Origin of the sequence: Bacillus cereus group sp. BfR-BA-01356, assembly GCF_022663635.1 — a bacterium.
GTDB classification, from domain to species: domain Bacteria; phylum Bacillota; class Bacilli; order Bacillales; family Bacillaceae_G; genus Bacillus_A; species Bacillus_A cereus.
In genome coordinates this window covers 24,267-51,122 of record NZ_JAKUFX010000002.1, presented here as the reverse complement: position 1 = coordinate 51,122, position 26,856 = coordinate 24,267, and the positions used below count along the sequence as shown (strand labels likewise).

The following is a 26,856-nucleotide window of genomic DNA, read 5'->3' as shown; positions in this document are numbered from 1 at the left end:
AAACTTTAATCAGCCCTCACCAATTGGGCGTTTACGATCAGCAGGGCCACTTCTTTGCTTTCGCTGAATTTTGAGGTGGGGTCTTACTGCCCGGCGAATAGCGGGATAAATAGAGAAAAAGACAACCGATATTTCTATCGCTTGCCTTACATTCCATTTATTATTTTTCTAACTCTTTAAAGGTATCTTTCAAGTCTTTATCAGATACCTTTATATCTGCATTTTTAAGCAGTTCTCTAGTAACTTGTTGATGGAATTGAGGATCTTGTATACGTTGCTGTTCTAATTCTTTACGAATATTCTCTTTCTCTTCCTCATACGGTTTAAGCTCTTTTTTATCCGTTAGCTTAATAATATGATATCCGAAAGAAGATTTAACAGGTTCACTCAATTGACCAACTTCTAACTTATACGCAGCATCCTCAAATTCTTTCACCATCATACCAGGTCCAAATTCAGATAGTTCCCCACCTTTTTCTTTAGAACCTGGATCCTCTGAATATTGTTTAGCCAATGCCGCGAAATCTTCGCCACTATTTAATTTTTCTTTAATTTCTTTTGCTGTCTTTTCATCTTTTACTAAAATATGGCTAACTTGAAGCTTTGGCTTATAATGATCTTTAATATCTTTTTCCGTTACGGTTGCTTTAATAGCTTTTTCAAAAGCAAAAGTAAGCTTTAATTTCTCTTTCAACTGATCTTCATTTTTCACACCATTGGATTCCATATATGTATTAAAATTATCGCCCATCTTGTCTTTTAATTCTTTTAGTTGTTTCGTTACCTCTTCATCCGTAACTTTATATTTATCATGTAATACTTTTTCTACTACCATTTCAGATAAATTCTGTTTACCTTAGTTTTCTTTTAATTTTTTGTTAAAATCACTTTCTGAAATGCTTCCTGATTTTGTCGTTACAATATTATCTGATGAACCACATGCAGATAAAGATAACGTCATACCCATTAAAATGCTACCAATTACTAATTTCTTTCTTTTCAAATCTGAATACCTCACTTCATTAAATTCAAATATAACTATGTAAATATAACGTTTTCCTGTGAACTTCACGTGAATTTAATGAAAGTAGAACATTTGCTAATTCTCCATTTAATACATCAATTTTGAAAATTATGGTGATTCATCCTGTATCGCTAATCTCTAAAGCTGCAAAAAGGACTAATATTTTCATTAGTCCTTTTTCACATTTATATAAAATTGAATTTCTCCATCTATAGAGGAAACTCCATATTCAAAACCATGCCTTTCTAAAATACTTTTCACTATCGCTAAACCTAATCCTGTACCTGATTTTTCTTTACTACGAGAAGATTCTAGTACATAAAAAGGCTCCCAAATTTTCTCGATATCCTTAATTTTATCCGTAGGAATGCCATTTTTTATTTGGAAATATATACTTTTATTTCTATCTTCTAATGTAATTATTATGTTTTGATTTGCTGTATATTTTATCGCATTAGAAATTAAATTTTGAAACACCATTCTCATTTTATTTAAATCTGCATAAACGATTGTATCGCCCGCATTACAATTTACTTGCAAGTTAATTTCTTTCGAATCCAGTTCAATCTGATGCTTATCTAATATACTCTGAACCAGTGGTTCAATGGGGAATTCTTCTTTTTGTAAAATATCTCTTTCTAGTTTAGAAAATCGTAATAGTTCTTCAATTAAGTTTGATATTTGATCTGTTTGTTTAATAATTGTATCTACATAAGTCCCATCATCTAATCCATCTTTAATCCCCATAGAGTATGCTTTTACTAATGCGATCGGTGTCTTTAATTCATGCGTTACATCACCCATAAATCGTTTTAAATGTTCATTACGATCAGTTAAGTCTTGATGTGCTTCATGTAGTTTTTCACTCATGATATTAATACTATTGGCCAACTCTCCTATTTCATCATTCGTTTTCACTTTCGTTCTTTTAAACTGCAAATGTGAAATATCCTGAGCCACATCACTTAACTCTTTCAGTGGTGTCGTTATTATTTTTGAAAGTATCCACACAAGTAAAATAATAAGAAGGAGCGAGAAACATAGGATATATAAGTAAAATGTATTTAACGTATTTATAATTTCATTTGAATTCGCAATAGAAGTCCCAATTAAAATTATCGTATCATCTTTCGCAATATATTTAGCAAAAAAACTCGCTTTTACCTTTCCTTGATCGTACAGTTTATTCGATTGCCCTTCCGCCTTCACTTTCATAACTTCGTCTTTCGTAATCCAAAGCTTATTTAACGTTACTTTCTTTTTCGTAAGTTGCATGCGTAACGCGTCGTTCATAGCATCTTCCGACTGATTAATTGGCGTATACGCAATTGTAACGTTATTTTCACTTTCAATTGTATGAATAACATCCTCTATATTTTCCACTGTTGTATTTTGTATTTGTGTTGTAAATTTATTTAAGTTTTCACGTGTTTTATAAATATTATAGTTCGGTAAGAGATTGTTAATGAATAATAATGAAATCATAAAGATGAGAATAACAGTTGCAGAAATACTTAAAAATAACTTTTTCCCAAGTTTATTCACTTTGTTCCTCCAAACTATAACCCAGCCCACGATGCGTCTTAATAATATTTTCTCCAATTTTTTTACGTAGCCTTCTTACATGTGTATCAACCGTTCTCTCTTCTCCAAAATAGTCAAATCCCCAGACAATATCTAGCAATTTTTTACGAGTTAAAATTGTTCCTTTATGATTTAAAAAGCATTTTATTAATTCGAGCTCTGTTTTTGTAATTTCTAACTCTATATCATTTTTATATACTTTATTTTTGGCGAAATTTATCTTTACATCTTGTACTTGAATAATATCATCATGCTGAATAAGTTTTTTCGCTCGCGTAATTAGTACTCCTGGATGAAATGGTTTTTTCACGTACTCATCTGCCCCACTTTGAAGCGCTGCTAATTCATCTTCACTTTCACTTTTCGCCGTAAGCATTAATACTTTTACGCTTGAATTCTTTTTTATTTCCTGACAGACAGTAATACCACTATGTTTTGGCATCATCCAATCCAAAATAGCTAAATCAATTTTTTCATCATAAAATATTTGAAGTGCTTCCTCCCCGTCTTTTGCTAAAAAAACTTCAAATCCTTCTTTTTCAAAATAAGCTTTTAAAATCCTTAACATATCTTGTTCGTCATCTGCAATTAAAACTTTCATATTTTTTCCTCCATTGCTTTTAAACAAAAACCAATTGTATCATACAACATCTTTGTTACATGAATGTGACAGAAAAATATTTAAAGCTTTTGAGGGGATAGTAATGGTGAGGTGTTGTACTATGATAAAAAAAATCGGGGTCATTTCTCTTCTTCTATTTCTATTATCAACAAATGCGTTCGCAAATACAAATCAACAAATTGAAGTATTTGATTGTCAAAAAGAAATGGTCATTCAAAAACAATCTTTAGATCCAGTAATCCAAAAAGAAGCAGTTCAATACGCTAAATCAATTACTGGTCCATTTAAAAACTTAAATGTCGTTCCAAAAGATGGCTATATGATAAAAATCCCTTTATCTAAGCCGGTTTCTATTACTAATCAATGGTTACACACTACAATAGACGAAATACTTATACTACTCCCACTAAAAGAAAAGCCTTATATTATGCTTTATGATGATGAAAATAATCCGCATTTTTATTATGTAAAAGGTAAACCAGGATTATTATTGAAACAAATGAAGGTTAAAATGTAATTGAATGAAAAGGAGTCACCTTATAAGCTAAATTTTAAAAGCTAAGGTGCTCTTTTTTATAATAACAATTTGGTAAATGAAATTATAAAAGTTGTTTTTAATATAAGGGTCGCACCTTCATATATATCAGGGATTTTTAAAATATATCGATTTATCAACGAAAATATCTTTCCGTAGCTATTCTTTGGATAGCAATCTCTATAATAGTTTGTAGTGACTCGATCCCTTATATAATCCCCCTTTTACAAATCCATTTGAAGTATAAAACACATCCCCTTGCTTCGTGTCAGCATGTAAAACAATCACTTCAAAATACTTTTCCGCATGACATAATAGTTGATTTAATAATAAATTCCCTAACCCTATACGCCGATAATCCTTGGAAATATAAAATCTCCTCAACCGCCCAATCTTATTGTCTTTTGTGTACGGATCTTTATTTAAACCTCCAACTCCGATTAACATATCCCCTTGGAAAATACCATATAAACATTCTCCAGTTTTATTGAATACATTTACTTTGTGTTTATATTCATTTATTAGTCTTATAAGGAAATTAAACCCTTCTTCTTCACTGTCTTGAACGAGATGACTGAATTCATATTCCATTAAATTTTCTATTTGTTGAATATGTATATCTTTCAAGTCCATTCCCCCTAAGTACGAAAATACATAAAAATGCTCGAGAATCATTTATTCTGAGCATTTTTATGGTTGTTACTTTATTTAATTCATAGTATGCATATACTTCACTTCATATGTAAATCGATAATACAGTTAATTAATTTTATTATGAAAATATAAGAGCCTTGCTACAATCTAGTGTGTGGTAAGGCTCTTTAAAGTTGTGTAATTCTTATTGAACTAAAGCACCTGTTTACTTAAATGAATACATATACATTTATAATGTCTCTCAAATATAATATCAGTTTATAAATTCACCATTCTTCTCTAGCAGGTATAAGTTAAATTATAATTTGTTAATTGATATGCTTGTGTAACCACTGTTCAAATATTTTCAACTGTTCTTCAGTATGAAAGTAATGTTCACCCGTCTCCATAACTTCTAATTCACAACGATGTTTTTTTGTAAAATAGTTAATAGTTTCAAATTCGCACAGCTCATCCTTAGCTCCGTACATAATATATGTATCTGTATTCCATGTACTAATAGGATGCTCTTTTACATAGCATAAATAATCCCAATATAACTTTTGACCAATAGGTGTCTCTATAGTCATTTCTTTTTGTAAAAGCTCCGGTGTTACATTAAACCATTTCATCATATTTTCGATAATTCGTTCCATATTAACTACTGGTGATAAAAATAATGCCTTTTCTAGCACATCATTTTGATAAGCTAAAAGACTAAAATACGCTCCCATACTACATGCAAACACATTTATTTCTTTCCAATGTACTTTTGCGTAGTTCATAATTATAGATAATTCACTAACACAAAACTGTACTTTGCAAGGAGTGTTATCATTTTTTCTTTCTCCATGCTCAGGTAAATCAAAACTTAATACTTGATAGCCTTTTTGATTGGCTTCTTCAGCTAATATTTGAATAACTATATCTTCCTTATTTGACATATTTCCATGTACTGCAATAAAAACTTTTTCACTCTTCTCTCCCCATAAAACCGCAGGAATATTACTAATTTTAAAATTATTTTTAAGCATACTCCCTCCATAAAATAAGACATATAGGACTTGGAAAAAATGCACACACTTTATTTATCTCTGTACAGCAGGCAGTATCCGCTTTAACTCTATTAAATCATCTATTACTATATCAGCCTGAGCAAGTTCCTCTTCTTGCGCAAAATCAAAATTGCACCCAACTGCAAGTAAACCGTTGTCTTTCGCTGCATTTATATCAGATAGCCGGTCACCAACTACCGCTGCCTCTTTTATATCATATTTGTTCATAATACTTTTAACTAAGTCACCTTTATTTAGCGATTGTATTTGTTCAATACTAAACGTTTCAGTCACCCACTTGTCTAAAGCATAATACGTTACGATTGCTCGTAAATATTCTTTCAAACCATTACTAGCAATGTAAATTGAACAATTATTTTCTTTTATATATGTAAATATTTCTTTTACATTTGGATATAAAGCGCCTTTTCCGCTTTTTATGTTTTCAATTAGTCTATCTAAAAAATATGCATCTGTTTGTTCTCTTATTTCAATAGAATGGTCCGGTAATAAAGCTTCCCAAACTTTCGGTAGCGGCACACCCATAATTTCACGGTATTTTTCAATCGGTGTTACCGTATCCCATAATTGAAGTGATCTTAAGTGATCAAAAGTATCATCTAACGATAATTCTAAAATTTTATCTGTTTGAAATAATGTTCCATCCATATCAAAAATTAATGCTTGTAACATTCCTATCTCTCCTTTTGGACTATAGTTTTACCAGATATATTTTTAAGCATCTCAATAATAATTTCTGAGCAATAATTCGCAGCAGTTTTCGCGAAATCATCATAAGAAACTTGAGCTTCATCATCTGCACTGTCAGAAATACATCGTATAACAAGAAACGGTATATCATTTATGTAGGCAACATGTCCAATTGCTGCACCTTCCATTTCTGTACAATGAGGTGCGTATTCATCTATTAATTTTGCCTTTAACTTTGAATCTTCAACAAAACATTCACCACTTACAATTCTTCCTTCGTGAGCTTGAATATTTGAACTATTACTGTTACATGCTTTACGTGCTAACTCTATCAATTCCTTACTTGCAATAAACTCCTCTTGAAACGGGAATAATTTTTTCATTTGATTTTTACTTACATCATGATGGGTAACATTCGTTGAAATAACTACATCACCAACTTTTACATCTGGATGTAATCCACCAGCAACGCCCGTATTGATGATAGAGTCTACATTAAATTTATGAATTAATGTTTGCGCACATGCAGCTGCATTTACTTTCCCTACACCAGAACGTGCAATAATTACTTCTGTTCCCATGAATTCTCCAATATAAAATGGCATTCCCGCTATTGTCTGTTCTTCTTGTATTACTAGCTTTTCTAAAAGTAAATCTATTTCAATTTGCATTGCTCCGATAATGCCGATTCTGTTCATGTATGTAGTCCCCTTTATTAATTAATCCCTTTAATCCTCTCTGACATAACCGACAATAAAAATTTCGGAAGTACAAGTTGTCTCTTTAATCTTTTCGGCTGTGAGAGTAACCTATACAGCCATTCAGTTCCAGTATCCCTCATTATTTTCGGTGCTCTTTTTACAGTACCAGATATTATATCAATCATTCCCCCGATACCAATAGATAGCGGAACGTTTAATGTTTGTATGTTTTCATAAATGAACTCTTCTTGTTTTGGTGAACCTAGTCCTACAAGTAATAAATGCGGCTTGAATTGCTTAATTTTCATTTTTATTTCTTCTATTTCTTCACCATTTACAAATCCATGCTGTCCTTTAAATTGTGCTCCTGGGAACTGCTCATTTAATTTTTCTAATGCCTTTTTATTACTTTCTGGCGCAGCTCCAAAAAGAAAGACACGATATTCATTGTCGTTACAATATTTTATTAAATCGTGAGTTAAATCCGCCCCAGTAACACGTTCTTTCAAAGTTCCTTTTAATATTTTCGAGCCAATTATGACACCAATCCCATCCGCTGTTATTAAATCCGCAGATAGTAACATCTTTTTAAACTCCTTTGATTTTTCCGTATTTTCCTTTGCAGACATAACAATTTCAGGATTTGCAGTTACTACAAACCTTGGTTTCTCTTGTTGTTCATGTACCCAACCTTTTAATAAACTTATAGCTTTTGCATATTCTAAAGTTGAAAAAGGTATACCTTTTATAAACTGTTGATCCACTATACTCTCCCCTTATATAAGCTGCAAATATTCATCAATGTCTTTAGAAATTTGAATAAAAGCTTTATTCCAAAATTCATAATTTCTTATATCTATTTTAAAATGTTTTTTCATAAGCTCCTCTACTGGAGCCTTTCCTGTTTCTCGTAAGAACTCTTTATATTTCGAATGAAAAGTACTTTTACCTTCTTGAGCTATTTCTAATAAACTAAAACTTACTAAATATCCAAACGTGTATGGATAATTGTAAAAAGGAACATCTGCTATATAAAATTGAATATATTTCATCCATACAAACGGCTGGTATTCACTTAAAGCTTTTCCATAAGCTTCTTTTTGTGCCATTATAGATAATTTCTCAATTTCATCAGCACTTAATGGACCCTCTTTACATTTTTCATAAAATGTTTTTTCAAACTGATACGATGCTCGTATTGCCATTACATAATTAAAACTATTTCTTATTTTCCAGCTAAGTAATGACTTTTTCATATCTTTACTATCCGTTGTTTCAATTAGATAATTTAAGAGTACCGTTTCAAAGAAAATAGATGCTGATTCAGCCGTACTCATCGGCAAATAATCATCTAAAAAAGATGTAGATTGTTCAAAACTCATATTATAAAAATGCCAAGCATGTCCTAATTCATGAGCGAGCACTCTTACACTATCTATACTCCCATCATAACGCATGGAGATTCTCGATTCTTTCTCACTGAAAAATGGAGCACAAAACCCACCTGGTGGTTTATTCTCTCTCGGTTCAGCATCTATCCATCCACTTTCTATCGCATTACGTGCAAATTCTGCTAATTCTTGATCAATATTCTTACATGCATCATAAACGTTTTGTACTGCTACTGAAAAAGGAATCATGACCTCATTACTTTCCTTTACTGTCATAAGTTCATGCCATGTAATCGAAGCTTTCCCTTTCTTATACACGTTTAAAGCACTTACTAATTTATCAAGGTTTTCTTCTGTCACATTCCACATTTGGAATAATACAGTTTCTGAAATGCCATTCGCATGAAAAGATTGTGTTAAAATCTCTCTATCTTCTATTTCATTACTCTTTGCATTACGCAATCTCCCTACTTGATTTAATACAGTAGCAAAGATTTCTTTTTCCTTATGTAAAGCACATGTTAATGAATCGAATACTTCTAATCTTTCCTTTTCATTATCACTATTCATTGCAATAGTATTTGCTTGTCCAAAGGATAATAGTTTATTATTGTGCTCTATTTCTATCCTATCCCGTAATTGTATGTACATATTTTCCCACGCATTAAGTTCATCTTTTATTAACTTAGTATTATCTGAAGTTTCCACTTCATTATGTTTTATTACTTGCTGTAATTCACTTTTTAGTTCCTTCACTTTCACGGTCAATTTAGTAAGGTCAGATGGAACACTTTCTTCAACCGATCGACAGTACAAATAGTATTCTGCTTTTTCAATAGCTTGTATAAGCTTTGAAAGAATCTCTACATCTTTTGTTACAAAATATTGCTCTTTCAACTCCAAAATCGGAAATAGAATATCCTCATTCAAATACAAGCGATTTAAATCCCATCTAGCACTTTCTTGCATTTTTATAGCCGCCTCCTATTTTTACAAATAGTTACAGATATTTCTCCACACACAATTATATATGAAATGGAAAAATTTTGATATCTTCAAATATTTAAATTCCTATAAATATATTCTTATTTATACTCTTTTCTTCTACCATTAAGTATCATTACACATATAAAAAATAATCCCTCTACAAGATTGCATTTGATATAGGAAAACTTCAAAGATTTTATCTTCATCAATACCATATCGACCGATTATCACAGATTAAAAAATAAAAAAGGATTGATCAAAAGATCAATCCTTTACTCTACTTCATTTAAGAAAAATAACGTTATAACGCCAGGTCCTGTATGTGCACCGATTGCTGCACCAATTGTATTTACGATAAATACTTCACAGCCAAATCTTTCCGTAATTAATGATTTTAATGCTTCCGCTGTTTCTAAATCGTCACCGTGAGTCATACCGATTGTTTGACCTTTAAGGTCTTTACCACGTTCTTCCATAATATCAACAATACGGCTTAATACTTTCTTTTTCCCTCGTACCTTTTCAAGTGGTACAAGTTTTCCTTCTTCCACGTTTAAGATCGGTTTAATGTTTAGTAAACCACCGATAAATCCTGCGACTTTACTTAAACGTCCACCTCTCACTAAGTACTGTAAGTCAGCTACAGTGAAGATATGTTCCATATGGCTCATTAGAAAATCAACACGCTTTAAAATATCTTCTTTTGATGCGCCGTCTTTTGCCATTTTAGCAGCTTCTAAAACGACAAGACCTTGACCAAGCGAAGCACATTTCGTATCAATAATTTCTAAATCTAAGTTAGCATATGTTTCTTTTACTTCCTCTTTAATGACAACTGATGATTGATATGTACCAGACAGTTCAGATGAAAAAGCTAAATATATACAAGGATTACCTTCTTTTGCATAAGAAACAAATTTTTCTTGGAACGTTTCAAGTGAAGGCAATGACGTTCTATAAACAGCGCCTTCTCTCATTTTTTGCAATAATGTAACTGACTCTAATGTTACTCCATCTAAATACTCTGTTTCTGCTTCATCATATACACGGAGTGGAATTAAATCAATATCATATGCTTGCAGCAATTCTACTGGTAAATCCGCCGCACTATCCGTAATGATTTTAACACCCATTTTTAAACCTCTATTCTGTTATAAATATAAAATAATAAAATAAAAATAGTACTTTTAAATTATATACGTAAAACTTAAATGAAGAAAGGAAAACACTTTATATTGTATGCACTATTCTTCAAAACTTGAACTGTTAATGAAAATGATTCTATTTTAAACACCTTTTTCTTATTATTTTTCTAAAACACGAATAATTTTATAAGTATTTTGTATCATTATATTTTAATTCTTTATCTTAATATAATCTTTTCAAATTCATACTGTTTAAAATTGAAAAGCCAAATCCAATAAAGGAAATGGCTTTTACATTTTCATAAAATAACCAAACTTTATTTTCCATCACATTGTTTGTTTACATTCATACTTTGGTGATGTTGAATATTAGTCCAGTTATGATAAATATTTATAGCCTGTACTATAATTAAAACAGTGAATATTCACCTGTAAGAATCACTAGATAAAAACAAGTTAAACATTTTATAAAATATTTAATTTTACTAGTAAAGCTAATAAAATTTGGAGAAGAATTTGAACATTTACTGCTATGTCTGTATCCGTAGTCGTAACTGTAACATTTCTAGAATTTCTAATAACAGTTTCTTGTTTATTAATTTGTTTAATAGATGATTTTTGAAACAATTCTTGTGCTACACGGTCAGCTTTTTCACTATCTGCTATAGAAATACTTATTATAACCACGATAGCTGCTTGTAATGCTGCTTGAATAGATAAAGCAGCTTTTGTATCTGTAGTAGTAACTTCTACATCTGCTGAATCTACAATTGTAATAGATTCTTCAGAAATTTGATACGTTTTACTTTCTTGCGCAGCTGCTTCTGAAACGCTAGCATTTTTAAAAGATGGATGAGGATTTGAGGAATCTAATGCACTCCACTTTTTATTTTCATCTGAATGACATGTTTTGTCCATGCGTTCACCCCCTTTCAATCTAAATAATTATTAACTTGTGATTGTATTTCAGAAACAATACTTTTAATTTGCTGCTTTTTTTCTGGTGATAAATTTTTTAATTTTTCTTCATTTATCCCATGCCTATTAAAAATATCTGAGAGTAAAAGGTCTATAATTATATTCTTTTGATCCTTATCAAACTTAAAGGAAGAAAATTTGTTTAAATCATCCATTTACAATATTCACTCCAATCAATTTTCTATAAAAATTTTAAATATCTACGAGCATTATATGTAATGAAATAAAAATTGCTTGGACAAGTAACTTAATCTTCTATTTTCACTTCTTTTTGCTAATAAAATCAAAAGCTGACTTCTAATAAGAAGACAGCTTTCCTTCACTTCACATAAATATAAGTTTCATTACTGTTAAATCATGTATTTTATCTTTATTTGTAGTTTTCCACACTTGCTTTACCATTAATCTTGAATATTAATTCAGTCATAATAAAAAGTCCAAGCTTGTACCACGTATTACAACAAAAAACATTTACTTAGAGTGAAAACTTATAGCTAAATATCAATAGGATAGACACTTTATAAAATGTTTAGTTTAACTAATAAAGCTAATAAAATTTGAAGGAGAATTTGAATATTCACTGCAATATCTGTATCAGTAGTTGTTACGGTTACGTTTCTAGAATTTTTAATAAATGTTTTTTGTCTATTAATTTGTTTAATAGCTGATTTTTGAAATAATTCTTGTGTTATTTTATCTGCCTTTTCACTATCTGCTATAGAAATACTTACTACAACTACGATAGCTGCTTGTAATGCCGCTTGGATAGATAGCGCGGCTTTTGTATCTGTAGTAGTAACTTGTACATCTGCTGAATCAACTATTTCAATATATTCCTCAGAAATTTGATCGATTTCATCTGTTTGTATAGCTGCCTCTAAAAAATTTGCATTTTTACTAAACGAATAATCATTTAATGATTCGCAATCTTCTTTTTTCGGCTCACAATCTTCTTTTTTTGGCTCACAATCCTCTTTTTTTGGCTCATGAACTCGTTTTTTCGGCTCAAACTCCCGGTTTAATGGATCCCGATTTTTCTTTCGTCTACAAACTTCACATTCACACATAAAATCACCCCTTTTAGTCTTAAAAATTAGCAATATTAAAATATTGACTAACTAATAGCATTTTATGTATTTTTTTAAAATTTGTTTGGACAAGTAACTTAATCTTCTACTTCTTTTTCTAATAAAAAAAGCTGCCTTCTAATAAGAAGACAACTTTCTTTGTGACTACTCTAGAATAGATTTCATACAATATAATTGTTCCTTCCTTATAACCTGAGTTCGTCACTTTAGTTATAAAAATGTGGGTATATCCTATAACCTTTTTTAGGGACCATCCATAATTTATTTCATAAAAAGTGCTTTGTTTTACTGAAAGGTGGTTGCGGAAACAACCGCCTTTTTATTCGGAACAAAATAAAACTTTTATATAAAAGACCCATACTTAAATACACTAAACTTCATATAATATATTGCATCCTTTCTTTTTAGAATAAGTAGTCGTTTACTGAAGGGCACTTTTCGAAGTGCTCTTATCTTTAATCCCCCTCTTTTTCAGGAAGAGTTTTTTTACTAAACCATAATATGATTTGTATCACTAAGGCTAGGGATTACGACATTTCCTTAATAACTTCAATGAATACAGTAGCTACTAATTAAAATACCCCTATGATCTTCTCTACACTTAAACCATCGTGCATTACCGAACGCATGAACTAATTTTTATTTTGACTATGTAACACTAAATTCACAAGATTATTATCCTATGTTTGGTGAAGCCATCATTTCAATGCCAGCAACCCCACACTTTTAACTAATAACTTAAACAAATGGGCTACCTCAAGGTTCCTTTGATATAGTATGTTATGTTCTATATAATGAAGAAAGCGCTAGTATTTCCAAGGAGGATGTATATGAGTATTCAATTGGCCACATCTAACGATTTAGAATGGGTTAATAATCAATATGACTCAATAGGATTTGTACGAAGTGATTTAAAAAGAGATAAAGTTGCAATTATTACATATAACAACGAGTATGCAGGTGTTGGCCGATTAGTCCAAATAGATGAAGATACTTTAGAAATGGGCGGGATTTTTATTCTGCCTCAATTTAGAGGGCTTCAATTAGCTGGTGAGCTTGTTTCATTTTTAGTAGAAACTGCGAAAAAATCACAAATACAAAATGTATATTGTCTTCCTTTTGAGGAATTAGAAAACTTTTATAAGAAATATGGATATACTGAAGTCGATACTACGACAGAAGCAGTCCATCCAATTATTCTAAAAAAATATAATTGGTGTTTGGAGAACTACGATAAACACGTTCTACTATTTAAATTGTAAATGTAATAAAGTGAAACTTTAATCAGTGGGAGTTTTAATCAAACCCCTCACCAATCGGGCTTTGATTAAAACTCTATGTTCTGTCAATACTATAGATAATATGATTGTATTTCTCCATTCCTCCTGAGAGAGGAGCAGTTGGCTTTTGCTAGCTGCTCTTTTATTTTTTCAAAAAGTCACATAAATATCTTTAATTCCAAACATTCAAAAGATAAAATATGATATGATTGTTATGAAGATATTTACCAACTAATAAATGCGCCCTAGACTTACGTACTAGGGCGCATTTATTTTTTAGTATGTAACTCCTTCACTCATCTATTATCCACAAAATAAGTATCATATGCCTTATCAAATTCATATCCTAACTTTTCTGCTAGTTTAGCAGATGTAGTATTCGCTGCGTCCCAGTTTGGATACTTTCCATTTTCTAAGCAATCCAATATAAGAGCTGCACTTACTACAGTTGCCAAGCCCTCTCTTCTATGATTGTGATCAGTCGCAACTTCAATTTCAATCCCATCATTATAAATACTATACGAGGATGCACCGCATACAACTTCTCCGTTATATAAAATGCTATAACCTATACCACGGTTTATATAATCTTCTACCGAATGAAATTGACTTGTGAAATCTTCAGATATCTTATGTAATGTAGGGCTATTTGCGATATGCTCGTCTATTCTTCTTAACTCATATTCTTTTGGAAGTGCTGATATAAAAGATTTTAATTTTGAACGATTAAAAACTTCTGGATTTCGTTTGAATTTATAACGTAAAAACTTATCTATTTTTCTTTCATGGAATGTTTCTAAGCGTTGTTTCCACTCTTCACTATTTACGATAACTAAAATTCTTTCTGGAATATTACGTAATAACTCTTCTGTTTCTTTCGTATTTGGGTCTCCAGCGTAAAATGTAAAAATCCCTACCGTAACTTGTGCTACTTTTGGATTTTCAAGATCATTTACCCAAGCAGTACCCATATGCCCTTGTAAATAAGAAAGTAAAACAACGTTATTGAAATCCTCAAACATAGAAACTAGTTTTTTTCTTGTATGTATATTCGCTTCATATATCATTTACATTCCCGCCTTCTTTAGAATCAACTACTCTTAACATTTTCATGAGCGCTCCATAATTCGTATTCATATACATACCCACCTGTTCATCATAAAAGCAATTGACTATTAAATTAAAACTTCGAATATTTATAAAATATCAGTAAACATAAAATGATTATAACATCTACTAACTATGAAATGATCAACATATAAAATAAGTCAACAATAAATATATTTCTTACCCGTTAACAAACGGTTTGAAGGACCAACATAATTAATTATGTAACAACCCTCAACAATAGTTTGAGGGTGCATTTAAATACATGTGTTATAACTCATTTTTATAAATAAAAGATTCCGTCTCACCGTTCTTATATACTTTAGTCAATTTAACAACTGATTTGTACGTGTTAACGTCATCCTCTATCATTTTTTTCATCTCTTCTATTTCGGCATCACCAGTTCCGCCCTCTATTTTTAAACAGTTCGAAATGGAAAGGTATCCGCTTGATGCCAATATAAAAATAAAAATCGTATCAGGAAAATTAATAAATAATAATCCGTAGTTTAAAGGGTCTCCAGCTGGATGTGATAAAAGTAATCGAAAACCTACCAGTTCAGGTACTTGAACAAAATCTCTAGAAACTCTCGCCTCACCTACTATAGTAATTTGCTTTACTACATTCCCGAGATCATCTGTAAATTCAGTACATCTAGGTGGATTAATTGTTGTTGCTTGGAAAGACACATTTAATTCAGGATTGTTAAAATCGAAAAAGATTGTACTCCCCTCTGTTAAACAATGCGGGCAAACATTTCCTAGCAAGCTAAAGTCCTCTTCAATATATTTAACTTTTGTTTTGCAACTACATACTTTCCCTATTCGAATTGCATCAATCTTTGAACAATCGACAAATATAACCTCATTGTCTTCTTGTACGAATGATACGATACCTGTTTTCTTATTAAATGAAAGAAAATAAGATACAGCAATTTCGTTTCCTGCTATTATGATACTTTCAACTTTTGTATACGGTTCTAGACTCTGTAAAAACTCACATATACTATTTTGGCAACACCCACAATCACGTTTCGGTTCACACCCCACTTACACTCCATCCCTTCTCTATATAGAATTGCTACTACATATATATGAGAAGAAAATAAGAAAAGCTTGGACAATATAACGTTAACGTAGCAATATCGTTACCTAATCGTACATTTATATGGAAATCACACCATTTTTGAGTAAGGAAACATAATTTTTACTATAAATACATATAACAATTTCATCTTTCATGAAAAAAACGTTATAATAAGGTGTAGCCTCTACGATTACGTTATAAAGGAGATTAAAACAATGGCTAAAATTAAAGTATACCAAGCAAAAGAGGAAAATATGGAAGCAGTAAAAAACATCATTGATGTTGAGGAACAAAACCCAACTGCTGAAAATTTACAAAATCTATATGCGTGTGTATTAGATACTGAAGATATGGCATTGCCTGAATCATATATTGAAGAAGATATCTTAATTGATTCTATTGAAGTTATGGTTAACGCTTCTCAAAGCAAAGTAAGAGACTTAGGCGCATACGATGTAATCGAAGTTCAAAACAAAGGCAAGAAAACGCAAATTTTATTACTTGCAGACGAAGAATACGAAATTATCGAAGGCTAATCTAACACCGTACATACGAAAAAGCTCCTTTCCAATTAGAAAGGAGCTTTTTCATTACGCTTTTGATGTTTCACTCTTTTTATTCGTTTGTTGTTTCTTAATTACCATGCGCTCATTTCCCATAAAGAAAATGAATATGAATGCTAATCCAGCTGGTACCAATGCCCACATGAATGTTTGAACAATTGAACTAGAAAGAGCGTCAATAATCTTATCTAATATTTGCGGAGGGATTTGAGATCTTGCCGATTCTGATAGAATAGCTCTTGAATCCCCTAAAGCGTTTGTATTCATTCCCCCGCTCATCCCTTTAAATGCTTCTTCTAATTGATCTTGGAAACCTGTTCTTTGGATCATTCCGAAGATTGTAATGCCTAGTGTCATTCCTAACGAACGAATGAAGTTACTCGTTGAAGTCGCAGACCCGCGCTGTTCCATACCGAAGTTGTGAATAGCTGCCATACTTAGTACAGAGAATGAGAAACCGACTCCAAATCCGATAATAATCATATAAACTGTTAATAATGCACGACTTGTTTCTGGTGTTAACGTGCTTAATAAGAATAGTCCAATTAGCATAATAACCGCAGAAATAATCATAATGTTTCGGTAGCTAAGTTTAGTTGTTAAAAATCCGCCTAACTGCGCTGTTACGACTGATCCTAACATCATCGGTAAAAGTAATAATCCTGAGTTTGTTGCGGTACCACCGTATACACCTTGAATAAATAACGGAATGTACACAGTTGCTGACATAAATGCAGCACCGTAACATAAAGCAATAATTGTACTCATTCCGAATAAGCGCTGCTTAAACATCTCAAATGAAATAATTGGTTCTTCTACTTTTCGTTCAATAAAAATGAATGCGATGATTAAAATGGCGAATCCACCAAATAAGCTTAAAATAAAGCTAGAATCCCAATCATATTTTTGTCCACCTAGTTCTAAAGCAAACATTAAACAAATTACTGCACCAACTAAAGTAATTGCGCCAAACCAATCAATTTTTTGCTTTCTATGAACGCGTGATTCTTTATAAAAGAATGTAATAAAAATAAGTGCTAAAATGCCAAGTGGTAAGTTAATATAAAATACCCAGTGCCAGCTAATGTAATCGGTAATATATGCGCCAAGTAATGGCCCGAAAATACTAGATAATCCAAATACCGCTCCGAATAAACCACCCATTTTCCCGCGTTTTTCAGGTGGGAAAATATCAAAAACGATAGTAAACGCGATTGGCACTAATGCCCCGCCGCCAATACCTTGAATGGCACGATAAATACCTAACTGTGTAATATTTTCAGCAGTACCACAAAGTGCCGAACCAATCATAAAGACAATTAAACCGAAAATAAAGAATCTCTTTCTACCATACATATCTGATAGCTTACCGAAAATCGGCATGCCTGCCATTTCTGCGACCATATAGGCAGAAACGACCCATACAAAGTTTTCGAGGCCTCCTAAGTCACCAACGATTGTTCCCATCGCCGTTACGACAATGGTATTATCCATCGATGCCATTAAAATACCTAGCAATAAGCCCGCCACAACAAAGCCGAGCTTATTATTCTTCTCAACCATATCTCTTGCTCTCCCTCATACTACTTATATTTGTTTATGTTCTTTTACGACTGCATTACCTTTTTGATTAAAACTAGTATGATATTCTACAACACTAATTTCACATCCAGGACCAATTGTGACGTTGTTGCCTCTTACAACTTCAGCAATCGTATGTTCTAAATAGATATCATCTCCTTCAACAATCGAAGTTTGGAGGTTTCCAGCATGACTAGTAAAAGGAATAAATCTCGCTTTTTTACGAACAGTAATCTTTTTACCACCAATTTCTCTTACCTTACTGCCTTCATAACGAAGTGAGATTTGAATATTTTCAGCATTAAGTAATCCATCACTTTCAAGACCACCAGTTAATGATAAATCTTCTACTTCAATATCTCCCTTTACATTTAAAGCACCTTTTACATCTACGAAATCACCTGAAAACTTTCCTTCAATATCTATCATACCTCTAACTTTTGTTTTTTCAATATGAGCATCACCATGAATTTGTGTATTACCATATATTTTTACATATTCCGCATCTACATTTCCTTGTACTTCGTTATCTCCATACACGACATAGTTTTTCACTTTCACATTACCGTGTACATCACTCGTTCCGTACGTTTTAAACTCATTGCAACTCATATCATTGGTAATTGTTCCTTCACCGCGAATCTTCACTTTATTATAATCTCCGCCTGCTGAATTACCAGAACCATTTACTGTGAGACTATGTGGATGTTCCATACTGATTTCTCCCTTCCGTTAAACCTGCTTAATTTCTTTTACATTTGCATTTTTATCAACAGTAAGAACACCGGTATATTCAATCAGTTCAATCTCACAGTTTGCTCCTACTGTAACATTGTTTCCTCTTACCGTTCTTATATGAGCATAATCAATATCGATATTGTCACCTTCTAATAGTTCAGCTTCTAACTGCAAGCCAAACACTGTTTTAAATAACCTACTAAATGTACCTGATCTATGTCTTACTTTAATCGTTTGACCACCAATTTCTTTCGCTCGACATGTACCGTGAATATTTATATTAATTTCATCTGCGCTTAATAAACCACCAATTGTAAATTGTCCTTCTGAAGAAAAAGTATCCACTTCACAATTACCGTCAATTGTAGCTTGACCATTGACTTTAAATTCTTCACCAGTGACATTTCCACCTATCGTACCTTTTCCTGCAATTTTCAAACTGTTTGCTTTTACATTTTGCGTAATTGTTGCTTTTCCATCAATTCGCATCGTTTCAGCATGAACTGTACCATCAACTTTACCAGATCCGCTAATTCGTGCACTGCTACTTTTCAAATCACCAGTAACTGCACCGTAACCGTTACATTCAAATTGCTCACATTCAACATTTCCATTCACAGTTCCTTTTCCGTTTAATTGCACTTTATGAAACTCGCCGCCATTCGATGAACCGTAACCATTTATAATCAAATTATCTGTACGCATACTTTCTCCTCCACTACAACAATTTAGTTTTTAATGCTTCGGTATATTTCATAATCGCTTCGCGTAAAACGATTTTGGTGCCTTTTTCAAAAATTAAATCGTCCACGTTTGAAACTAATAAACATGTAGAAATCCCTAACTTTCGGACGATGATTAAGTCACAAGTTTTATGTTTCATTGCTTCATAATTTTCACGTAAAACTTGCAAGACCATTTTTCCTTCTTCTAAACTAATCTCTCCTGATTGTAGTAATTCTTCTAACATGTACACATAAAGAATGTCTACAAATTGAAACTCTGCTGTTTTATTCGTTTGTTCTATGAAAAATTGTAAAACTGGTTCTGATGCAATTCCCTTGCATAAAATGTCTTCCTTTGTTAAAAGAATTTCTCTCACACTCGGTGAAAACATGTTAGCTAGTTCATCAAGTGATAAATCCTCTTTCATCGTTTGGATTTTATCGATACGCTCTAATATCTTTTCTTTCGGAAAAAATGTCTCTTGACCTGTAAACGTTGATTTTCGTACAAACCAATCTTCCGGAATTAAATTTTTTCTTTTCCACCTATATAACTGTCCGTATGAAATACCAGTTAGTTCTAATAAATCTTTTTTTGAAATTAAATCTGTACTCAACTGTATAACACTCCTTCCTGATAACAATGTAACATAACACTGTTACGCTGTAAATAGACTTTTATCACAAGTAGCGTAACAATGTGTAAAACAAACCTATTCTCACATACAAAAAGGCTCTTACACATCTTATGAAAATGTGCAAAAGCCCTTATATATCAAGATTTAAACCAAATATTATAAAAATCAATCCAACCTTGTGAATTAATCATTATATTTTGAACTTTTTCATGTGTACTTACCTCTTGTTTATTACGATATAAAGGAATAATATGAATTTGACGTAACAAAGTATCCTCGATATCGCGTAACAGTGTAACTCTTTTCTCTAATTCTTCTTGTCTAAAATAAGGAGACAACTTTTCATGAAAGTCCATGCTGCTTTGTCCATGAATAAAACTATTTTTTGTAAGAAACATATATAATAAACTATCTTCTATTCGTTCACTTATTGTGGCACTATCATGCATCATATCGGCCTTTTGTATCGTACTTACTTCCAATAGCTCTTCTATCTCAAGAAAATTATTTTCTACACGAATCCCGTACTTCGCACACTCTTTTTGTATCCATTGTGCATCTTCAACATGATCTCGTCCTGTAAATGTGTAGAGTTGTAGCACTTCACTATGATAAGTACTCCTTTTAATTAAACTTTCGATATCTTCGTCAATATCTACTATGCTTTCATTTGCTAATATTAGTTTCTTTGCCACTTCTCCACGTTCTCCGCCGAGTTCTTGAACGATTGTATAACCATGAATGATGTTATATAACGCTTTCCGAAATAACGCATCTTGCATTGGTCCTTCTTTCGTAAGATTACATGTTATATATGTCACGTTCGACTCAAGCCGAGACAATTCTTTATTATGTTTTTCTTTATCTTTATACTGCGCCTTTACTAAAACATCGTATGTACTTACACCTTGTTCTACATTCCACAACTCAATACGATCTAAAAAAGGTCTTTCACGAAAATATAAAGGATGTCCTTCTAAAATGAACAGATTTTCATTACTTTTATATAATTGAAAAGGCCCTGTTCCAATTAACCCTCCTGCTTCATCTTCATTCACGATAGAACACTGTTCTGCACTTAGCATATGTAAAAACATTCGATTTTCTGTATGTAATTGAATTTCGAAAACGTAGTCATCCACTGAACGGATACTTTCAACGTGTTGTAACATCCATGCGTGTGCATTATTTTCCAGCTTCATAAATCGATTCAACGAGTATATAACATCATGTGCAGTAAGTTGTTTTCCATTATGAAAGTGAACTCCTTTTCGTAAGTAAAACGTCCATATTTTTTCAGCGTCATTATATTCCCAGTGAAATGCAAGTCTTGGCTCTATAATGTTTGTATTACCGTCTACATACACGAGTGTGTCGAATATATGTTTTACCATATGGCATTCTGAGCGCATTGTAGCGTATACAGGATCTAATGTGATATCTAAATTCATTTGTACTTGCAACCGGAGTACATCTCTTCTCCCTTCAGATGTCATTTCAACCTTATGACCAAATATTGAATCCACCCAGGAATGATATTCTCCCTTTACCGATGGAAAATGTGAGCTATAGCGTTCCACAAATATACTTCCGCTTTTCACATCCCCTTTTTTCGTTATTTCTTTTCCTCTATCTAAAATTAAAGATATCGGGTGCTTTTGAAATATTAACTTAGACCGATTTCCTCTGCCGCGACCTGGAAACCACTTAATCCAATTTAACTCATCTAATTTTTTTATAATTAATTTACTATTGCGCTCTGTACAAAATAATGTACCAGATATATTTTGCACTGTTACTTCCAATCGTTCTCCCTCTTTTTTTCCTTTTCCATAAGCAATCCATAGTTCAATGTATTGATCTAAAATAAACATCATACTCCCCCTAAAAGGTGAAAAATCCTCCCTATAGTTTCTACCCTTTTTCCAACTCTCCTTTCATCTTATCATTTCAATATAGAAAGGAGGAATTAATATTGAATTATCTCTTACTTCGTTACAATAAACCTATTTTTATTAGATTGTGTGGTGAATTATTAACCCGAACGACTGAATCTATGTTAGCTCTCATTATGATTATTTACGTCAATAAAATGTTAAACGGCAATGTAATAATAACTATGCTAATTTTCGGATTACAGCCACTTTCAGACATTTTATTTACACTTATTGCTGGAGGAATTACTGATAAATATGGCCGAAAAAAGATTATGTTACTCGGATTATTACTACAAGGTGTTGCAATCGGTAGTTTCGTTTTCGCTCAATCCGTTTTTATATTTGCACTGTTATATGTCATTAATGGTATTGGCCGTTCCTTATATATTCCAGCTCAACGTGCACAAATTGCTGATTTAACAAAACAAGAGCAGCAAGCAGAAATTTTTGCTCTCCTACAAACGATGGGAGCAATCGGATCCGTAGTCGGCCCTTTAATCGGTGCAAATTTTTATAATACTCACCCAGAATATTTATTTATCGTGCAAAGTGTAACTCTTACGATATATGCCGTTGTTGTTTGGACCCAGCTCCCAGAAACTGTTCCACCTATAAGTAAGTCGAAACAAACAGTTGAGGCAAGTTCACCAAAGCAATTTGCTTTTAAACATTACGCCATATTCGGTCTTATGGTTTCTACACTTCCTATTAGCTTTTTTTATGCACAAACTGAGACGAATTATCGTATTTTTGCAGAACATGTATTTCCTAATCTCGTATTCATACTCGCATTTATTTCAACATGCAAAGCCATTTTGGAAATCATTCTACAAATCTTCCTCGTAAAATGGTCTGAACGATTTTCTATGGCGAAAATCATCCTTATTTCTTACGCCTGCTATACAATAGCTGCAGTTGGCTTTAGTTATTCAACGACGATATTGTCGTTATTCTTCACCTTACTCTTTTTAGTCATTGGAGAAAGTATTGCTCTAAACCATTTATTACGATTCGTTTCAGAAATTGCACCTCATGATAAACGTGGTTTATATTTTTCAATTTATGGTATACACTGGGATATATCTCGAACGTGTGGACCAATTATTGGTGCAGTTATATTAAGTAAGTTAAATGGAAGTATACTGTTTTATATTTGTGCTAGCTTCTTATTAGTTGGAGGTATTGTTCAAGCGCTATTTGTTCAAAGTTTGGAACGTAAAAAAATCGTGAACCATCCTACACATAATTTATAGGTTACTACTTTTTCAGTAGATCAATATTTCTTATTGGATGAATATTAAAAAACAAAAGTGAAGTATTTTGCATATGAAAGTATGTTTTATATGACAGGAGACGTTCCTTGTTTACAACTAAAAACACCTCACTTCAAGAAAGTGAGGTGTTTTTGAAATCACTTAATTTCTTATCCTGCCATTTTATTAATACTATCCTCTGGCGAAAATACGGAAATATGATCGACCTTACCAGTCGATTTTGGAATGACAAATTTCAATTCATACTGGTTATTTACTTTGTATACATATATTTTATCTTCACCATTCTCTTTAACTGAAGATGGTTTTCCTAATGCTTTTTCAATTTCTTGTAATGTAATCAATTTTAGTTCTGCATGATATGAGCGTACATCAAAAACTTGTGACCCTTTATTAAATCCGAAAACAACATTTTTATTTGTAAAAGTTGCGTACATTCCATTCCCTGCATATTCGGTTTTATTTGCTTTCCCCCACGCTTTTTCAATTTCTTCAATATCCCCTGTATGGGCTCCAAATGGCACATTAGGTACCTTTCCTTCTTTTGCTAGTTCAAACAAATCTTTAACGTGGTTAATTGATTTTTGATTAAGTGTTCTATCTTTCGAATCTTGCTCAGCTGATGGTTTTATTGTTTTTTCATTACTTGGTTTTGCTTCAAGATTTTTCTTTTCTTCTGAAGAATTGCTTTGTTCATTTTTATTATTTTCCGAGGCTGGATTTGCTTCCTTTTTTTCGTCTGTCCCTTTACATGCTGCTAATGCAAATGTGCATGTAAAAGTAAGAAATAACATAACTATTTTCAAATATACCTTCATCATTTTTACCCCCTATTGTATTTTATTCATTTCGATAATCAACCGGATGCGAAGTATAGTATTAATTAAGGACTTCTAATTCTAAATCGTCACTTTCCCATAATTTTAAAAAACTTGGAATTATATTGTTAATCATCGTATTCATCTCCTTCTTTAAACCTTCTCTTCTCAATGATAATATCCTCTATCTATACTGTCACAACAGCTCCTTGAAACAAAAAAACCAGTAGGAAGTGATTACTCTTTTCCTACTGGTTGAAATGAAATTAAACGGTAAATCTTAGCTTCTTAAAAAATGTAGCGATAGTGTTTTTTACTGTTTCAAAATTATAAGCAAACGTGTTATCTCCACTTAATGATGAAATACATGTTAAACCTGCAGCTTTAATAAAAGCTTTTACATCTACAAGCATAGAATTAGCCTCCAAGAATTTAATTACAATCATTATAACAGGTGTTTTAAGACGCTAACATGAAAGTAATAAATAAATTTCTATTATTAATTTATCCCGCTATTTGCCGGGCAGTAAGATCCCCACCTCAAAATTCAGCGGAAACAAAGCAGTTAGGTGGGGGCCCTGCTGCCCGTAAAAGCTAAATTGGTGAGGGCTGATAATCAGTGGGAATGAACAAAACCCCCACTGATTAAAATTTCACCTTATTTAGCTTACAGTACACCATTTCAATGTCATATAAAAAAGCTGCCCAAAAAGAGCAGCTTCAAATATGTATATTACACTTCGATTGATTTACCATCTTCAACAATATGATAAAGTAAATGCGCTAAATGATGAATTGGACCGTATTCTTCCTCTTCCTCATCTGTTTCGCCTTGGAATTCAAGATCGTTTAAGTATAGTGCTAAAAATTGATAGTATAGTTTTAAATCAAATCCGTAGCATGCAGTTGGTTCTTCATGATCCCCTTCATATTGTAACATTAAGTATTGATCATTTCCTTCTGCATCTTCTGCATCAAAGAATACGAAGAAGCCAACGTTTGTATCTAAATCAAATAAATGACGAGTACCTTTTTCAGTTGCTTTATTGAAGTCCTCTTCACTTAATTTATGTACTGTTGTCGCTTTTGCATTATCTTCTTGATGGAAATTTACTGTAAATGATTTCAATGCTGACACCTCCTGATTGTATAATACTAGCATAACATATAAAAAGGACTGCTTACAAATGTAAACAGTCCTTACATTCATTTTCGCATTGCTCGTAATAAGAAGCTTACGATGAAAATTAAAATAATCGCACCGATTAAAGCTGGAATAATTGCATATCCGCCAATGACTGGACCAAAACTACCAAGTAATTTCGAACCAACCCAAGAACCGATAATACCAGCAATAATATTACCAATTACACCACCAGGTACGTCCTTTCCAGTAATTAAGCTCGCAAGCCATCCTAATATACCACCGACGATTAAAGACCAAATCATATAATAACCTCCTTTACATTTCACCAATCAAAATATAATTAGAAACAATTGCTTACCATTAGTTATGTGACATTTTTCATAAGTTATTCATGTTGTTCAACTTTAAGATTTTTGAGAATAATACACACAGATTAAACCTTTTTTTGAACTAACGATTTATCCGACTTGTTATTACACACATTAAGAACAATCTGGCTTCAATATTGTTCGCATAAACTCTTCTTTAAAAGCTGCATAGTTAAAACCAACAGCAATTCTTTGAATCGGCCGATCATCAAACCTTGTTGGCTCAGCTATTTTTCTAAAGTCTGCTACACTTTGGCCCCTAGTCACATCATTTGTCGTACTAATCCACACTGCCGATTTTTTATATTCGAAAATACTGTCATTTATAAACGAGATAAACGGTAGTAAATCGTGTATAGGACTTCCACCAATACCCGGATATTCTTTTTTATAGAAATTCTCATAATAAAAATCAATCATTGGTTTAATGAGTTTCGCCTGTCCAGTTCCTTGTTTATCTATTATATTGGCCATTTCAGGCGTAATAAGCGCGCCCTGTGTTACATTTAACGGGTATATGCTAGCGTTTTTCGCATATTTCATAACAATATTTGCTGCAATTGGATCACCATAAAAATTCGCTTCAGATACTGGTGTAACATTACCTGGAAATAGGAAAGCGCCGCCCATTATATAATACGAACAAATACGATCCATTATATTTGGATACAATAAAAATAACGTAGCAAGCGTCGTTAGTCTCCCTGTCGCCACAATTATAATATCTTCTGGACAAGGTTCGATTAATTTGATTAATTCACAAAAATTTTCTCGTTTACAAATTCTCATCTCAGGTGGAATAATAGGACCTAAACCGTGATCCCCGTGGATTTCAGGGAAAAACAAAGGCTCTTCAGCTGTCATCGGTCTACTCGCACCTTCAATAATTTTCACTTGTGTAGCATAGTACCTTTCTAAAAAATAAACATTTTCCGTAACGATATCTCGTGATACATTCCCGTACTCAGCAACAATACCTAGAATATCTAATTTACATGTTTTATTTGCATAAATTAACGCTACGGCGTCATCAATACCAAAATCTCCAAAAAAGATAATTTTCTTATTAACTATTCTCACCCCTCTTAAGCATAATCTACTATTATTATTATGTGAAAAAGACAAGGCGGTGAAACAGC

At 32.3% G+C, this 26,856-nt stretch carries 28 protein-coding genes and 1 pseudogene; 4 read left to right on the top strand and 25 right to left on the bottom strand.

Features of this window, described 5'->3' with window-relative positions; genetic code table 11:
- Nucleotides 1–160: 160 nt before the first annotated feature.
- From MR168_RS01395 to MR168_RS01385, 3 genes and pseudogenes are all read right to left on the bottom strand, one after another.
- Nucleotides 161–1,003, bottom strand: a pseudogene (locus MR168_RS01395) (peptidylprolyl isomerase PrsA).
- Between the two features lie 189 nt (nucleotides 1,004–1,192).
- Nucleotides 1,193–2,569, bottom strand: coding sequence for a sensor histidine kinase (locus MR168_RS01390; protein WP_242291172.1), 1,377 nt, complete (start codon nucleotides 2,567–2,569; stop codon nucleotides 1,193–1,195).
- A complete protein-coding gene (locus MR168_RS01385; RefSeq protein WP_000865970.1) occupies nucleotides 2,562–3,209 on the bottom strand; it encodes a response regulator transcription factor in 648 nt (215 codons plus the stop codon). The genes MR168_RS01390 and MR168_RS01385 overlap by 8 nt, the downstream gene beginning before the upstream one ends.
- Nucleotides 3,210–3,330: 121 nt before the next feature.
- Here MR168_RS01385 and MR168_RS01380 point away from each other — a divergent pair, with 121 nt between their 5' ends.
- Nucleotides 3,331–3,747: a hypothetical protein gene (locus MR168_RS01380; RefSeq protein ID WP_006922097.1), complete on the top strand. Its 417-nt coding sequence runs from the start codon at nucleotides 3,331–3,333 to the stop codon at nucleotides 3,745–3,747.
- A 198-nt stretch (nucleotides 3,748–3,945) separates the two neighbouring features.
- Here the strand turns inward: MR168_RS01380 and MR168_RS01375 are convergent, their stop codons facing one another.
- The 10 genes from MR168_RS01375 to MR168_RS01330 all read right to left on the bottom strand — a co-directional run bounded on the left by MR168_RS01375 (nucleotide 3,946) and on the right by MR168_RS01330 (nucleotide 12,433).
- Complete coding sequence (locus MR168_RS01375) at nucleotides 3,946–4,440, bottom strand: GNAT family N-acetyltransferase (RefSeq protein ID WP_116344779.1); 495 nt, start codon at nucleotides 4,438–4,440, stop codon at nucleotides 3,946–3,948.
- Between the two features lie 287 nt (nucleotides 4,441–4,727).
- Nucleotides 4,728–5,432, bottom strand: coding sequence for an alpha/beta hydrolase (locus MR168_RS01370; protein ID WP_000916870.1), 705 nt, complete (start codon nucleotides 5,430–5,432; stop codon nucleotides 4,728–4,730).
- Nucleotides 5,433–5,486: 54 nt separating this feature from the next.
- Nucleotides 5,487–6,146 (bottom strand): HAD hydrolase-like protein, encoded by a 660-nt coding sequence (locus MR168_RS01365; RefSeq protein ID WP_006922102.1) that lies wholly within the window; start codon nucleotides 6,144–6,146, stop codon nucleotides 5,487–5,489.
- 2 nt (nucleotides 6,147–6,148) lie between these two features.
- Nucleotides 6,149–6,862: a 5'-methylthioadenosine/adenosylhomocysteine nucleosidase gene (locus tag MR168_RS01360; RefSeq protein WP_001079720.1), complete on the bottom strand. Its 714-nt coding sequence runs from the start codon at nucleotides 6,860–6,862 to the stop codon at nucleotides 6,149–6,151.
- Nucleotides 6,863–6,879: 17 nt separating this feature from the next.
- A complete protein-coding gene (locus tag MR168_RS01355) occupies nucleotides 6,880–7,629 on the bottom strand; it encodes a WecB/TagA/CpsF family glycosyltransferase (RefSeq protein WP_006922103.1) in 750 nt (249 codons plus the stop codon).
- Nucleotides 7,630–7,641: 12 nt separating this feature from the next.
- Nucleotides 7,642–9,225 carry a M3 family metallopeptidase gene (locus MR168_RS01350; RefSeq protein WP_086411666.1) on the bottom strand — a complete coding sequence of 528 codons (1,584 nt, stop codon included), beginning with the start codon at nucleotides 9,223–9,225 and terminating at the stop codon, nucleotides 7,642–7,644.
- A gap of 290 nt (nucleotides 9,226–9,515) precedes the next feature.
- The gene (locus MR168_RS01345) at nucleotides 9,516–10,376 is read right to left on the bottom strand and encodes a DegV family protein (RefSeq protein WP_000538278.1); all 861 of its coding nucleotides are present in this window, start codon (nucleotides 10,374–10,376) and stop codon (nucleotides 9,516–9,518) included.
- 477 nt (nucleotides 10,377–10,853) lie between these two features.
- Nucleotides 10,854–11,306, bottom strand: coding sequence for a spore coat protein (locus MR168_RS01340; RefSeq protein ID WP_000361676.1), 453 nt, complete (start codon nucleotides 11,304–11,306; stop codon nucleotides 10,854–10,856).
- Between the two features lie 14 nt (nucleotides 11,307–11,320).
- Nucleotides 11,321–11,521, bottom strand: coding sequence for a spore coat protein W (locus MR168_RS01335; RefSeq protein ID WP_000342253.1), 201 nt, complete (start codon nucleotides 11,519–11,521; stop codon nucleotides 11,321–11,323).
- Between the two features lie 363 nt (nucleotides 11,522–11,884).
- Complete coding sequence (locus tag MR168_RS01330; protein WP_016122685.1) at nucleotides 11,885–12,433, bottom strand: spore coat protein; 549 nt, start codon at nucleotides 12,431–12,433, stop codon at nucleotides 11,885–11,887.
- An 851-nt stretch (nucleotides 12,434–13,284) separates the two neighbouring features.
- Here MR168_RS01330 and MR168_RS01325 point away from each other — a divergent pair.
- Entirely contained in the window at nucleotides 13,285–13,716 is a 432-nt protein-coding gene (locus tag MR168_RS01325; RefSeq protein ID WP_000027163.1) for a GNAT family N-acetyltransferase, read from the top strand.
- 314 nt (nucleotides 13,717–14,030) lie between these two features.
- On the opposite strand, the gene MR168_RS01320 is transcribed toward MR168_RS01325, so the two are convergent.
- Complete coding sequence (locus tag MR168_RS01320) at nucleotides 14,031–14,801, bottom strand: GNAT family N-acetyltransferase (protein ID WP_000638727.1); 771 nt, start codon at nucleotides 14,799–14,801, stop codon at nucleotides 14,031–14,033.
- Nucleotides 14,802–15,111: 310 nt separating this feature from the next.
- Nucleotides 15,112–15,891 carry a BC_2878 family exosporium-associated protein gene (locus MR168_RS01315; protein ID WP_000501710.1) on the bottom strand — a complete coding sequence of 260 codons (780 nt, stop codon included), beginning with the start codon at nucleotides 15,889–15,891 and terminating at the stop codon, nucleotides 15,112–15,114.
- Between the two features lie 252 nt (nucleotides 15,892–16,143).
- On the opposite strand from MR168_RS01315, the gene MR168_RS01310 reads away from it, so the two are divergent.
- A complete protein-coding gene (locus tag MR168_RS01310; RefSeq protein ID WP_001062733.1) occupies nucleotides 16,144–16,464 on the top strand; it encodes a hypothetical protein in 321 nt (106 codons plus the stop codon).
- Between the two features lie 54 nt (nucleotides 16,465–16,518).
- Here the strand turns inward: MR168_RS01310 and MR168_RS01305 are convergent, their stop codons facing one another.
- The 5 genes from MR168_RS01305 to MR168_RS01285 all read right to left on the bottom strand — a co-directional run bounded on the left by MR168_RS01305 (nucleotide 16,519) and on the right by MR168_RS01285 (nucleotide 22,047).
- The gene (locus MR168_RS01305; RefSeq protein ID WP_000229612.1) at nucleotides 16,519–18,054 is read right to left on the bottom strand and encodes an MDR family MFS transporter; all 1,536 of its coding nucleotides are present in this window, start codon (nucleotides 18,052–18,054) and stop codon (nucleotides 16,519–16,521) included.
- Nucleotides 18,055–18,078: 24 nt separating this feature from the next.
- Complete coding sequence (locus MR168_RS01300; protein ID WP_242291171.1) at nucleotides 18,079–18,786, bottom strand: polymer-forming cytoskeletal protein; 708 nt, start codon at nucleotides 18,784–18,786, stop codon at nucleotides 18,079–18,081.
- An 18-nt stretch (nucleotides 18,787–18,804) separates the two neighbouring features.
- A complete protein-coding gene (locus MR168_RS01295) occupies nucleotides 18,805–19,515 on the bottom strand; it encodes a bactofilin family protein (protein WP_001258384.1) in 711 nt (236 codons plus the stop codon).
- A 13-nt stretch (nucleotides 19,516–19,528) separates the two neighbouring features.
- The gene (locus MR168_RS01290; protein WP_000102241.1) at nucleotides 19,529–20,152 is read right to left on the bottom strand and encodes a YhbD family protein; all 624 of its coding nucleotides are present in this window, start codon (nucleotides 20,150–20,152) and stop codon (nucleotides 19,529–19,531) included.
- Nucleotides 20,153–20,310: 158 nt separating this feature from the next.
- Nucleotides 20,311–22,047: an ABC transporter substrate-binding protein gene (locus MR168_RS01285; RefSeq protein WP_016122689.1), complete on the bottom strand. Its 1,737-nt coding sequence runs from the start codon at nucleotides 22,045–22,047 to the stop codon at nucleotides 20,311–20,313.
- 101 nt (nucleotides 22,048–22,148) lie between these two features.
- On the opposite strand from MR168_RS01285, the gene MR168_RS01280 reads away from it, so the two are divergent.
- Entirely contained in the window at nucleotides 22,149–23,363 is a 1,215-nt protein-coding gene (locus tag MR168_RS01280) for an MDR family MFS transporter (protein WP_086411664.1), read from the top strand.
- Nucleotides 23,364–23,533: 170 nt separating this feature from the next.
- Here the strand turns inward: MR168_RS01280 and MR168_RS01275 are convergent, their stop codons facing one another.
- From MR168_RS01275 to MR168_RS01255, 5 genes are all read right to left on the bottom strand, one after another.
- Nucleotides 23,534–24,205, bottom strand: coding sequence for a YjgB family protein (locus MR168_RS01275; protein ID WP_002204763.1), 672 nt, complete (start codon nucleotides 24,203–24,205; stop codon nucleotides 23,534–23,536).
- A 263-nt stretch (nucleotides 24,206–24,468) separates the two neighbouring features.
- A complete protein-coding gene (locus MR168_RS01270; RefSeq protein ID WP_000959548.1) occupies nucleotides 24,469–24,615 on the bottom strand; it encodes a hypothetical protein in 147 nt (48 codons plus the stop codon).
- Between the two features lie 320 nt (nucleotides 24,616–24,935).
- Nucleotides 24,936–25,331 (bottom strand): hypothetical protein, encoded by a 396-nt coding sequence (locus MR168_RS01265; RefSeq protein ID WP_000834883.1) that lies wholly within the window; start codon nucleotides 25,329–25,331, stop codon nucleotides 24,936–24,938.
- 77 nt (nucleotides 25,332–25,408) lie between these two features.
- On the bottom strand, nucleotides 25,409–25,651 hold the full coding sequence (locus MR168_RS01260) for a GlsB/YeaQ/YmgE family stress response membrane protein (protein WP_000638306.1): 243 nt from the start codon (nucleotides 25,649–25,651) through the stop codon (nucleotides 25,409–25,411).
- 180 nt (nucleotides 25,652–25,831) lie between these two features.
- The gene (locus MR168_RS01255; protein WP_001223682.1) at nucleotides 25,832–26,797 is read right to left on the bottom strand and encodes a nucleoside hydrolase; all 966 of its coding nucleotides are present in this window, start codon (nucleotides 26,795–26,797) and stop codon (nucleotides 25,832–25,834) included.
- Between the last annotated feature and the right edge of the window lie 59 nt (nucleotides 26,798–26,856).